This window comes from Microbacterium proteolyticum (assembly GCF_014192415.1).
In the GTDB taxonomy this organism is placed as follows: domain Bacteria; phylum Actinomycetota; class Actinomycetes; order Actinomycetales; family Microbacteriaceae; genus Microbacterium; species Microbacterium proteolyticum.
The window spans coordinates 1,805,589-1,816,927 of sequence record NZ_JACHXY010000001.1; the positions used below are offsets into that span (position 1 = coordinate 1,805,589).

The window sequence follows — 11,339 nt, forward strand, 5'->3', positions numbered from 1 at the left end:
CGCTCGTTGGTCATCTTGTCGGATGTTTTTCCATAGGTCAATCAAAAGTTGCGCAGTCGCTAACCAACAAAGGTGCGTGCGATACGGAGCTTGTGATCAGGCATCGTCGCGAGCTAGCATCGCCGACGGTGCGTCCCCCGCACCGATCCCCAGCGCCGGCAAAGACGTCGGCACGGCCGAGGAGGCCTCATGCTCCATGGACTGACCGGATGGCATCTGCTGATCGTGCTGGCGGTGATCCTGCTGCTGTTCGGCGCGGCAAAGCTCCCGGCGCTCGCGCAGAGCGTGGGCAAGTCGGCCCGCGTGTTCCGCGGCGAGATCAAGGCGATGAAAGAGGAGGACGCCGCCTCGGACGCGCCGACTTCTTCCGTCGGCATCGCAGACACCCGCATCGACGGCTACGCGGCCGACCGGCCGCCGGCCCGCTGACGCGGCGGTGCGTCCGCACAGCTCCGCAGTGCGGCGGAGGGTGGCCCCGTGACCTTCGGTCTGACGATCGAGAAGCTGCTGCTCATCGGCCTGATCGCCGTCATGATCATCGGGCCGGAGCGCCTTCCGGCGGCGGCGGAGTCGCTGCACCGCACGATCCAGCAGGTGCGGCGCATGGCACGCACCGCGCAGGAGCGGGTGCGGGAGGAGCTCGGCCCCGAGGTTGCCGATGTTGACTGGCAGCGACTGGACCCCCGTCAGTACGATCCGCGTCGCATCATCCGGGAGGCGCTTCTGACCGAGCCGGAAGCGCCACCGGCTCCCGGCGTGACGGCGTCTGCGCGCGGGGAGGATGAACCGGACGTGCCCACGCCGGTGACCGCTGTCGCGCAGCAGGCGGGAGCGCGATCCAGCTCGAGCGCCCCGGCCGTGGGCGCCATGGAGGCGACATCCCTGCCGAGCATCACGGCCGTGGAGCCCGTCGCGCCCGAGTCAGGCCCCGCCCCGGCGTCCGCGCGGATGGGGACGGCTCCTCCCCGGTGAGCTCGTCGGCCCTGGTCCGTCACCTCTTCGTCCGCCGATGCGGGGGTGCGCGATGATGGGCGCATGACCCAGACGTCCGCGCCCGCCCTCCCGGGTGATCCCGACGGCGCCCCGCGGGCGACGGCCGCTCCGTCGAGGTCCGCGCAGTCTCCGGCTCCGGGCCGTGCGACGCGATTCGCGAACCGCGTCTGGGAGCATCGCCGCGCCTGGGCGGCCCCCGTCGCCGTCTTCGCCGTGGTCTTCGCCGGCTACGTGCTCTTCGCCGCCCAGCAGTGGGCGCAGTTCACCGCTCGCTCGTGGGATCTGGGCATCTTCACCCAGCTGCTCTCGCGGTATGCCGCGCTCCAGCCACCCATCGTCAACATCAAGGGCGACGGCTACAACCTGCTCGGCGATCACTTCCACCCGCTGCTCGCGGTGCTGGCGCCGGTCTACGCCGTCTTCCCATCCGCGTTCACCCTGCTCGTCATCCAGGCCGCCTGCTTCGCGCTCGCCGCGGGCGTCTTCACGCGCGCGGCCCGGGCGCGTCTGGGAACGGCACCCGCGGTGGCGCTCGGTCTGGCGTTCGGCTTCGCGTGGGGTCTGCAGTACGCCGCCGACGCGCAGTTCCACGAGATCGCATTGGCGGTCCCGCTGCTGACCCTCAGCCTCGTCGCCGTGCTCGATCGCCGGTGGCGGGCGGCGTGCCTCTGGGGCGCTCCGCTGGTGTTCGTGAAAGAAGACCTCGGCCTCACCGTGGTCGCTCTCGGGCTGCTCGTCGTCCTCGTCGCGTGGCGGGAACGCGGCATCCCCTTTCCCCGGGAGACCGCTGCGACCCCGGCGTCCGCGACCGCCGTCCGCGGGTTCCTCCGGTCGGGGGTGGGCCTGGGTGCGGGCCTGGCGGTCTGGGGCGTGATCTGGTTCGTCATCGCGACGACGATCGTGCTGCCGGCACTGAACCCCGGAGGCGAGTGGGCCTATGCCGACAAAGCCGACCCGCTCAGCGTCTTCGCCGACCCGGCGGCCCTCTTCAACCCGGCCAAGGGCGAGACCCTGGCGCTGATCCTCGCCTGTTCCGCCGGACTCGTGCTGCGCTCGCCGGTGGCGCTGCTGCTGCTGCCGACTCTGGCGTGGCGCTTCCTCTCGACCAACAGCGGCTACTGGGCGCCCACGTGGCACTACAGCGCCGTGCTGATCCCGATCGTGCTCGTCGCGTTGCTGGATGCCATCGAGCGCGGGCGTTCGTCGCGCTGGGCGTGGATGCGGGCCTACGTCCGACAGGCTCCCGCGATTGCGGTGACGGCGGCGGTCGTGCTGCTGCCCGGCCTGCCGCTCTTCTCCCTCGTCGAAGGTGCGAGTTGGGAGCCGTCACCGCGCGAGGCGAGCGCTCGGGCGGCGATCGCCGCCGTGCCGGAGGGAGCGAGCGTCGTCAGCGACATCGGATTGATGAACTACCTGGTGAGCGATCACGACGTGTTCTGGATCGGCAACGACAATCCGGCCCCCGACTGCCTCGTCATCGACACCGTCGCCGGGGGTACGCCCGGCGAATGGGGCGACGTCGTCGCCGTCGGTCAGCGGTTGTTCCCGGGCACCGCGTACGCGGCAGTCTTCGACAGCGACGGGTATCAGGTCGCCTGTCGCTGACCGCGGCGGGTGCGGCGCCGGGGCCGGCGCGGTGCCACGCGGCTGCGACGCCCCGCCGGGTCGCGCACGTGGGTGCCGCCGCATACCGCCGCGCCGGGCGGCTACCCGCCGACGAGCCGGGCGGTTACCCGCCGACGAGCCGCGCCGGGCAGCTACCCCGCCGCCGCCCCCGTCGCCACCGTGCGCAGAGCCTGCAGCACGCGCCGCACCGCGGCGTAGGCGAGGGTGTCGGGGCGGGCGAGCACGTCGACGTGACGAACGAGTTCGAGGTCGGCGAGCGGACGCAGGACCACCCCGTCGACCGCGAGCGGAATCGTCGTGGTCCTCGGCATGACGGCGATCGCGGCTCCGGCACGCACGACCTCGGCTGTCACCGAGAACTCGTTGATGCGATGCGCGATGCGCAGGGCCCGTCCGAGGTGCGCGGCGACATGATCGAGAACGCCGGCGAGGGGGAACCCCTCGTGCACCGACACCCACAGCTCATCGGCCAGGTCGGCAGCGTGCACCACGTCGCCGGCCGCAAGGGGGTGACCCGCCGGGAGGGCGATGTCGAGGGGCTCCTCGAGCAAAGGGGTCGCCACGACGCGGTCGCGCGGCCAGGGCGCGTCGTGCGCGAGGCGGTGGGCGATGACCAGGTCGTGGTCGGCGGTGAGGCCCGGGAAGTCGCGATGGGCGACATCGGCGTCGCTCAGGTGCAGTGGGGGGATGCCGTCGAGCTCGCGCAGCAGGGGACCGAAGAGCATCAGCCCCGCGCTGTGGAACGCGGATACGCGCACGGGACGATGATCGCTCTCGAGGAACGCCCCCACCGCCTCCCGCGCGGCGGTGAGTGCCTCATCGACACGGGTCCCTGCCGCGGCCAGCGCCTCTCCGGCCGGGGTCAGGGCCAGCACGCGTCCTCGCCGCATCGTGAGCGGCACGGGCACGCGCCCCTGCAGCGTCGCGAGCTGCTGGGAGACGGCGGATGCCGAGATGTGGAGGGCCGCGGCGACGGCGGCGACGCTTCCCCGGTCGCCGAGCTCGCTCAGCAGGCGGAGGTGAGCGGCATCCATAAGTCTGAACTTACGCGATGCTGAAGAAGATGCCCGTTGTTCTTCCGGGTCGGTGGCACAACGGTGGGAGCATGACCCGCCGCTCACCCGAGATCGTCGTCGACCTGCTGCTCATCGCCGTGGCGGCGGTGTGGGGTGCGAGCTTCCTCTCCGCGAAAGAACTGACCGGCGAGGTGGGCGTGGCCCCCGCCGTGGCCATGCGATTCATCGTCGCCGCCGCAGCGCTCGGTGTCATCTGCCTGATCCGACGGGAACGAATGCCGCGCGGCCGGGGTCTCGCGATCGCAGCCCTCCTCGGGTGCTCGCAGGCGGCGGTGATCGGGCTCGAGACCGCCGGTGTGCACCTGACCTCGGCGACCAACGCGGGTCTGCTCATCAGCCTCGCGCTCGTGTTCACCCCGGTTCTCGAGAGCATCGCCTCCCGCTCGTGGCTCCCGCGGTCGTACTTCGTCGCCGCCGTCGCGGCGGTCGTCGGGGTCGCGCTCCTGGTGTCCGACGGCGGGTTGCGCGCACCGGCCGTGGGCGATGCGCTGGTCATCGCCGCCGCGGTGGTGCGCGCGTTCCACGTCACGGCCAGTGCGCGTCTCACCCGCGGTCGTCACGACAGCACGCTCGCCGTCGTGCTCGTCCAGCTGGTCGTGTGTGCCGTGACGTCGTCGGCCGTGGCGGGCGCCGACCTCCTTGTGGCGGTCGGTCGCCTCACGGCATCCGGGTGGGCGAACGTGCTGTTCCTGGGGTTGCTGTGCTCGGTCTTCGCCTTCGTGGTGCAGCTGTGGGCGGTCCGGCGCACGTCGGCGACGCGCGCGAGCATCCTCATGGGCACCGAGCCGGTGTGGGCTCTCGCCGTCGGTGTGGCGATCGGCGGCGAGCTCGTGGGGCTGCCCGGTCTCGCCGGGGCCGCGCTCATCATCGCCGCCTCCTACGCGGGTCAGGCGATCGAGCGTCGCCACCGCCGTGCGCTCGCCGCCGCGGCCGAGTCCCGCCGCGACGGCGGCCCCGTGCTCGTCTCCGCCCCGCCGCCGTAGGCTGGACCCATGCACGGCGAGTACAAGGTCCCCGGAGGGAAGCTGGTCGTCGTCGACCTCGAAGAGCGCGAGGGGCGCATCCACGGCTTCCACCTCGCGGGCGATTTCTTCCTCGAGCCCGACGATGCTCTCGACGACATCGATCAGGCCGTCAACGGTCTTCCGGTGGAGTCCGACGTCCCCACGATCGCAGCGGCGATCCGCGCGGCCCTACCCGAGGGCGCCCAACTGCTCGGATTCACCCCGGAGTCGGTTGCCACCGCCGTCCGTCGTGCGCTCGTCACCGCTCCCGGCTGGGCCGATTTCGAGTGGGAGGTCGTGCACGACCGCCCCGTCTCACCGCGCATGAACCTGGCCCTCGACGAGGTGCTGACCACTCGTGTCGGGGCCGGGCTCCGCACGCCCACGCTGCGCCTGTGGGAGTGGAACGAGAACGCCGTCGTGATCGGCTCGTTCCAGTCGCTGCGCAACGAGGTCGATCCGGCCGGTGCCGGCAAGCACGGCTTCGACGTGGTGCGTCGCATCTCGGGCGGCGGCGCGATGATGATGGCCGCGAACTCGATCGTGACGTACTCGCTGTACGTCCCGGCATCCCTCGTCGCCGGCATGACGTTCGCCGATTCGTACGCGTTCCTCGACGACTGGGTGCTGCAGGCCCTGCGCTCGCTCGGCATCGACGCGGTGTACCAGCCGCTCAACGACATCGCCGGTCCCCACGGCAAGATCGGCGGCGCCGCCCAGAAGCGGCTCGCCAACGGGGGCGTGCTGCACCACGCGACCCTGAGCTACGACATGGACGGCCAGGTGCTCACCGAGGTGCTGCGCATCGGCCGCGAGAAGCTCAGCGACAAGGGCACCGTCTCGGCCGCCAAGCGCGTCGACCCGTTGCGGAGCCAGACCGGCCTTGCGCGCGACCAGGTGATCGACCGCTTCATCCAGACCTTCACCACGCTCTACGGCGCGACCGAGGGGCACATCACCGACGACGAGTACGCCGAGGCCGAGGCGCTCGTGGAGTCGAAGTTCGCCACCGACGCGTGGTTGCAGCGCGTCCCGTGAGCGCCGCCACCGCCGGCGACGCCCTCGAACCGGGCGCCGTCGAAATCCACCACGCCGACAACCTCGCCGTCACCCCGGCGTACGCCGACGGCTCTTTCGCGCTCGTGTACCTCGACCCGCCCTTCAACACCGGCCGCACACGGTCGAAGGCCGTCGAGTCGGCGACCTGGACGCCACCCGTCGAAGAGCCCCAGGATGCCGCCGAGCCCCAGGTCGCGGCATCCGACGACCCGAACATGTTGACGTTCCCCGAAGAGGAGCCGCCTCCGCCTCCCGTGGTGCAGCGCGGCTTCCACGGGCGCGAGTACGCGCGCCTCCGCGGGGACCTCCGCACCTACGACGACCGCTTCGACGACTACTGGGGGTTCCTCGAACCGCGGCTGATCGAGGCGTGGCGTCTGCTCGCCGACGACGGCACGCTCTACCTGCACCTCGACTACCGCGAGGTGCACTACGCCAAGGTGATGTGCGACGCCCTGTTCGGTCGCGACAAGTTCCTCAACGAGCTCATCTGGGCCTACGACTACGGTGCGAAGACGAAGCGCCGTTGGCCCACGAAGCACGAGACGATCCTCGTGTACGTGAAGAACCCGGCGACGTACTTCTTCGATTCGGATGCCGTCGACCGCGAGCCGTACATGGCCCCGAGCCTCGTCACCGCCGAGAAGGCCGCCCGCGGCAAGCTCCCCACCGACGTGTGGTGGCACACGATCGTGCCGACCACCGGGCGCGAGAAGACGGGCTACCCGACGCAGAAGCCCGAGGGCGTGCTGCGTCGCATGGTGCAGGCGTCGAGCCGCCCAGGCGATCGAGTGCTCGACATGTTCGCGGGCAGCGGCACGCTCGGCGCCGTCGCCGCGCCCCTCGGCCGGCACAGCGTTCTGATCGACGACAACGCCGACGCGGTCGCGGTCATGCACCAGCGCCTGGAGCCGTTCGTCCGCTGAGTGTCTCCGGACCCTTTTCCGCCCGAGCTGGGCGGATGCCGCGCGCGGAGCGGGGCGGGGGCTGTGCGGATGCCGCGGGCCGAGCGGGGCGGGTGCTGTGCGGATGCCGCGGGCCGAGCGGGGCGGGTGCTGTGCGGATGCCGCGGGCCGAGCGGGGCGGGGGATGTGTAGTGGGGCGTCCGGCGCCTGCCCCGGTGCACGCGACACGCCCCGATCGCACCGCTCCGCTTCGTGATGAGCGTGATCCCGCGCCACCGCGCACTGAGTCTGTCATCCCGGGGCGGCGCAGGGGCAGCAGAGAACATAACGCAGGAGATTTCCCGCAACCGCTCGCGATGCGGGCCGGGCGAGGGCGTGCGCGCAAGTGAATGTCCTGCGTTGTGTCGCCGCGGGGCTGGACACGCCGGTGCCCGGCCTCCGCTCACGGACCGCCGCGCGCGCCCGGCGGTTCCTGCTTCCGGCTGCACAACGCCGGGGACCGGCACGCGCCCGGCGGTTCCTGCTTCCGGCGGCACAACGCCGGAGACTGGCCCGCGCCTGGCGGTCCCTGCTTCCGCCGGGACACAACGCAGGAGACTGGCCCGCGCCCGGCGGTCCCTGCTTCCGCCGGGACACAACGCCGGAGACTGGCCCGCGCCCGGCGGTCCCTGCTTCCGCCGGGACACAACGCAGGAGACCGGCGCGGGCGCCCGTCGTCGCGACGGTGAGCGCGCGTATTCCGCGCGAGAACTCCTGCGTTGTGTCCCGGCGCGCGGCAGCGGAGGCTCAGACGTCGCGGCGTGCGGCAGAGCACAGTCGCTCAGACGTCGCGGCGTGCGCCCTCCGACGGCGTGACCGTGAAGATGTTCGGCGTACGGAATCCGGATGCCGCGAACGCGGCGCGGACCGCCTCGGTCGCCGCCGGGATGAGCCCGGTCGCAATCAGCGCGATGGCCGCCCCGCCGAAGCCGCCGCCGGTCATGCGCGCCCCGAGGGCGCCCGCTCCGAGTGTCGTTTCGACGGCGAGGTCCAGCTCGGGCACCGAGATCTCGAAGTCGTCGCGCATCGACGCGTGCGAGGCCACGAGCAGCTCGCCGATGGCCGATGGGCCGTCGGCGTCGAGCGCGGCCACGGTGTCGAGGACGCGCTGATTCTCGGTCACGATGTGGCGCACGCGGCGGAACGTGACGTCGTCGAGCATCTCGGCCGCCCGCGGCAGGTCATCGACCGTGACGTCGCGCAAGGCGGGGACCCCGAATGCCGCGGCGCCCCGCTCGCAGGCCGCGCGACGCTCGCGGTAGCCGCCGGTGGAATGCGCGTGCTCGACGAGGGTGTCGATCACCAGGATCGACAGTCCCGCCTCGGCGAAGCCGAGCGCGACGGGGCGCGTCTCGAGCGTGCGGCAGTCGAGGAAGGTGGCGGCGTCGGCGACGCCGAGCATCGAGGCCATCTGATCCATGATCCCCGTCGGCGCGCCGACGGCGTCGTTCTCGGCGATGCGGCCGACGCGGGCGAGCGCGACCTTGTCGAGTCCGGCAGTCCACACGTCGTTGAGGGCGGATGCCACGGCTCCCTCGATCGCGGCCGACGACGACAGACCGGCACCCACGGGCACCTCCGACGCCAGCGCGATGTCGACGCCGCGGGGCTCGGCATCCGGAGCCGCGTGGAGCAACGCCCACGCCACGCCCAGCGGATAGCCCGCCCAGTCGAGGTTGCCGGCGGCGATGCGGGCATCGAGGTCGGCGAGCGAGACCTCGACGGCGTCGTCGGCGAAGGTCGAGCGCACGCGGATGACGTCGTCGGAGCGCACGGCCAGGGCGGCGGCGGTGCGCTGTGCGATCGCGAAGGGGAAGACGAAGCCCTCGTTGTAGTCCGTGTGCTCGCCGATGAGGTTGGCGCGACCGGGGGCCGACCATACCCCCGCGAGAGGGGCATCGGTCATGCGGGCGAGCAGGGTACGGGCGTCGTCGACGGCGGTCATGCCGTCACCTCCGGAACGGTGTCGAGGGCGGCGCGCAGGCGCTCGGCCTGCGACTCGGGGGTCACATCGCCGATCCAGGCGCCCATGGCCGCCTCGGAACCGGCGAGGTACTTCAGCTTGTCGGCGGAGCGACGGGGCGAGGTGATCTGCAGGTTGAGGCGGACTTCGTCTCGGCCCCGCCCGACCGGCGCCTGGTGCCACGCGGCGATGTAGGGGGTGGGGGTGTCGTAGAGCGCGTCGATGCCGCGCAGCAGCCGCAGGTAGAACGGGGCGAGTTCGTCGCGCTCGGCGTCGGTCGTCTCGGCCAAGTCGGCGACGTGGCGGTGGGGGAGCACATGCACCTCGACGGGCCATCGGGCGGCGAACGGGATGAACGCCGTCCAGTACTCGCCGCGCAGCACGACCCGCTCGCCCGCGGACTCGAAGTCGAGAATGCGTTGGAACAGATTCTCGGGACTGCGCGAGATCGTGTCGAGCAGGCGGTGCGTGCGCGGGGTGACGTACGGATAGGCGTAGATCTGTCCGTGGGGGTGGGGGAGGGTGACGCCGATCTCCTGCCCGCGGTTCTCGAAGGGGAACACCTGACGGATGCCGGGCAGAGCCGACAGCGCCGCGGTGCGGTCGGCCCACGCCTCGATCACCGTGCGGGCGCGGGTGCGTGAGAGCGAGCCGAACGATCCCTCGTGCGCGGGACTGAAGCAGACCACCTCGCAGCGGCCGACCGAGGTGCGGGTGCGGCCGAGACCGAGATGCTCGAGGTCGTCATCGCCGTGCGGCGGGTCGACGGCGGCCGGTGCGTCGTCGGTCGCGACGTCGAGCGCGGGCCCGAACGACGGCGACTTGTTCTCGAAGACAGCGACGTCGTACAGCGACGGGATCTCCGACGGGTTGGTCGGCGTCTGCGGCGACAGGGGGTCGAGGTGCGCGGGAGGCAGGAACGCCCGGTTCTGGCGATTGGATGCCACGGTGATCCAGTCCCCGGTGAGCACGTCCTGGCGCATGGTGGCGGTGGCGGGTCGGGGGTCGAGCGTGCGGGCGTCGACGGCGCGCTCGGCGCCGAGCGTCGTGCCGGGATCGTCGAAGTAGATCAATTCGCGGCCGTCGGCGAGGCGGGTCGGGCGCTTGACCACCCCGGCACGGAGGGACACCGCGGAGAGACTGTGCGTGTTCACGATAACACGCTACAACGCGGGCGTGATATCGTCAACATGAAATGAGTGCAGTGCGCGTATCCATGGCCCACGTGGCCGAACGAGCCGGAGTGTCGGCGCAGACGGTGTCGCGCGTGGCCAACGGCAGCCCGCGCGTCGACCCCGCCACCCGCGCCCGCGTCGAGAAGGCGATGGCCGACCTCGGGTACCGCATGCACCGCGCTGCACGAGCCCTGCGCACCGGGCAGACCTCCACCATCGGGCTCGTCGTGTCGACCCTCGCCTCGGTCGGCAACTCGCGGATGCTGCAGGCGATCTCCGAGGCCGCCGCCGCGCGTGAATACGCCCTCGCGGTCGTGACGGTGGGGGAACGCGGGATCCGCGACGCCTTCGCGCGACTCCGCTCGCAGGGGGTAGACGGCGCCGTCGTGCTGAACGAGGCGACCGAACTCGCCCGCGACGTCGATCCGCCGGCCGATCTGCACGTCGTGGTGGTCGATTCCCCGCCCGACGATCGCTTCTCGATCGTGCAGACCGATCACGCCGGGGGCGCCCGCGCGGCGACCGCGCACCTCCTCTCCCTCGGCCACGGCACGGTGCACCACCTCGCAGGGCCCCCGGGATCCTTCGCCGCGACCGAGCGCGAACGCGGGTGGCGCGAGGCGCTGGCCGATGCCGGGATCACCCCGCCCGACCCGGTCCGCGGCGACTGGACCTCGGCATCCGGTCACCTCGCGGCCGACGCGCTGGGGGCGGCGACCGCGGTCTTCGTGTCCAACGACCAGATGGCGCTGGGCGCCCTGCGGGCCTTCGCCGAATCGGGGCGCGACGTTCCGGGTGACGTCGCCGTGGTGGGATTCGACGACATCGTGGATGCCGCCGAGTACCGCCCTCCGCTGACCACCGTTCGTCAGGATTTCGACGCCCTTGGCCGTCAGGCGGTCGCCGCTCTCGTCGCCGCGATCGAAGGGGCCGCGCCGGTGGTCGAGACTGTGCCCGCGGCGCTGGTGGTGCGCGCGAGCAGCGCGCGGGCCTGAGGCGCGGGAGCTGCCGCGGCGCGTGAGGGCGCCGGACGGGGCTCGCGGTTCGGGGAGTGATTCGCGCACCGGGGCGGTCCCCGCCCGCCCCCGTGCACAGAACCCGCCCCGAACGCGTTTCTCCCCTCGCCGGCGCGCCGATCCCGAACCCGCCTCTCCCTGCGGATGGCCGCACCGACCGCACCCGCGACACGACCCGGCGCCCGGCGGCGCGTCGGGCGCCCAGCCCGCACCCTCCCGGGCACCCGGCGGCGCGTCGGGCGCCCAGCCCGCGGGCCCGGGGCGGGGGGGGGGGGGGGGGGGCCGGGCGGGGGGGGGGGGGGGGGGGGGGGGGGGGGGGGGGGGCGGCGGGCGGGGCCGGGGGGGGGGGGGGGGGGCGCGGCCCCCGGGGGGGGGGGGGGGGGGGGGGGGGGGGGGGGGGCGGCGGGGGCGGGGGGGGGGGCGGGGGGGGGGGGGGGGGGGGGGGGCGGCGGGGGCGGGGGGGGGGGGGGGGCGGGGGCGGGG

The 11,339-nt window shown here is 72.8% G+C and carries 10 protein-coding genes; 7 read left to right on the forward strand and 3 right to left on the reverse strand.

From position 1 onward, the window contains the following. Positions 1-189 precede the first annotated feature (189 nt). The 3 genes from tatA to FHS07_RS08245 all read left to right on the forward strand — a co-directional run bounded on the left by tatA (position 190) and on the right by FHS07_RS08245 (position 2,598). Positions 190-429, forward strand: a complete 240-nt coding sequence (tatA, locus tag FHS07_RS08235) for a twin-arginine translocase TatA/TatE family subunit (protein WP_183419333.1) — start codon at positions 190-192, stop codon at positions 427-429. 48 nt (positions 430-477) lie between these two features. Next, entirely contained in the window at positions 478-972 is a 495-nt protein-coding gene (locus tag FHS07_RS08240) for a twin-arginine translocase TatA/TatE family subunit (RefSeq protein ID WP_183419334.1), read from the forward strand. A 63-nt stretch (positions 973-1,035) separates the two neighbouring features. Then, positions 1,036-2,598, forward strand: a complete 1,563-nt coding sequence (locus tag FHS07_RS08245) for a DUF2079 domain-containing protein (RefSeq protein ID WP_183419335.1) — start codon at positions 1,036-1,038, stop codon at positions 2,596-2,598. Between the two features lie 152 nt (positions 2,599-2,750). On the opposite strand, the gene FHS07_RS08250 is transcribed toward FHS07_RS08245, so the two are convergent. After that, entirely contained in the window at positions 2,751-3,653 is a 903-nt protein-coding gene (locus tag FHS07_RS08250) for a LysR family transcriptional regulator (protein ID WP_183419336.1), read from the reverse strand. Between the two features lie 71 nt (positions 3,654-3,724). On the opposite strand from FHS07_RS08250, the gene FHS07_RS08255 reads away from it, so the two are divergent. From FHS07_RS08255 to FHS07_RS08265, 3 genes are read left to right on the forward strand one after another with little or no spacing between them, the layout of a single operon-like run. Beyond that, the gene (locus tag FHS07_RS08255) at positions 3,725-4,678 is read left to right on the forward strand and encodes a DMT family transporter (RefSeq protein ID WP_183419337.1); all 954 of its coding nucleotides are present in this window, start codon (positions 3,725-3,727) and stop codon (positions 4,676-4,678) included. 9 nt (positions 4,679-4,687) lie between these two features. Next, on the forward strand, positions 4,688-5,737 hold the full coding sequence (lplAB, locus tag FHS07_RS08260) for a lipoate-protein ligase LplAB (RefSeq protein WP_183419338.1): 1,050 nt from the start codon (positions 4,688-4,690) through the stop codon (positions 5,735-5,737). Then, a complete protein-coding gene (locus FHS07_RS08265) occupies positions 5,734-6,684 on the forward strand; it encodes a DNA-methyltransferase (RefSeq protein WP_343054649.1) in 951 nt (316 codons plus the stop codon). Before lplAB ends, FHS07_RS08265 begins: the two co-directional genes overlap by 4 nt. A 799-nt stretch (positions 6,685-7,483) precedes the next feature. Here the strand turns inward: FHS07_RS08265 and galK are convergent. Beyond that, positions 7,484-8,647 carry a galactokinase gene (gene galK / locus FHS07_RS08270; protein ID WP_183419339.1) on the reverse strand — a complete coding sequence of 388 codons (1,164 nt, stop codon included), beginning with the start codon at positions 8,645-8,647 and terminating at the stop codon, positions 7,484-7,486. Continuing rightward, positions 8,644-9,819 (reverse strand): galactose-1-phosphate uridylyltransferase, encoded by a 1,176-nt coding sequence (gene galT / locus FHS07_RS08275; RefSeq protein ID WP_183419340.1) that lies wholly within the window; start codon positions 9,817-9,819, stop codon positions 8,644-8,646. Before galT ends, galK begins: the two co-directional genes overlap by 4 nt. A 41-nt stretch (positions 9,820-9,860) precedes the next feature. On the opposite strand from galT, the gene FHS07_RS08280 reads away from it, so the two are divergent. Next, on the forward strand, positions 9,861-10,835 hold the full coding sequence (locus tag FHS07_RS08280; protein ID WP_183419341.1) for a LacI family DNA-binding transcriptional regulator: 975 nt from the start codon (positions 9,861-9,863) through the stop codon (positions 10,833-10,835). Positions 10,836-11,339: the final 504 nt, after the last annotated feature.

Bases quoted from the DNA above. Each gene is read 5' to 3' on its own strand.
- tatA (WP_183419333.1), top strand. From the start codon at position 190: ATGCTCCATGGACTGACCGGATGGCATCTGCTGATCGTGCTGGCGGTG.
- FHS07_RS08245 (WP_183419335.1), top strand. From the start codon at position 1,036: ATGACCCAGACGTCCGCGCCCGCCCTCCCGGGTGATCCCGACGGCGCC.
- FHS07_RS08250 (WP_183419336.1), bottom strand. From the start codon at position 3,653: ATGGATGCCGCTCACCTCCGCCTGCTGAGCGAGCTCGGCGACCGGGGA.
- FHS07_RS08255 (WP_183419337.1), top strand. From the start codon at position 3,725: ATGACCCGCCGCTCACCCGAGATCGTCGTCGACCTGCTGCTCATCGCC.
- lplAB (WP_183419338.1), top strand. From the start codon at position 4,688: ATGCACGGCGAGTACAAGGTCCCCGGAGGGAAGCTGGTCGTCGTCGAC.
- galK (WP_183419339.1), bottom strand. From the start codon at position 8,647: ATGACCGCCGTCGACGACGCCCGTACCCTGCTCGCCCGCATGACCGAT.
- FHS07_RS08280 (WP_183419341.1), top strand. From the start codon at position 9,861: ATGAGTGCAGTGCGCGTATCCATGGCCCACGTGGCCGAACGAGCCGGA.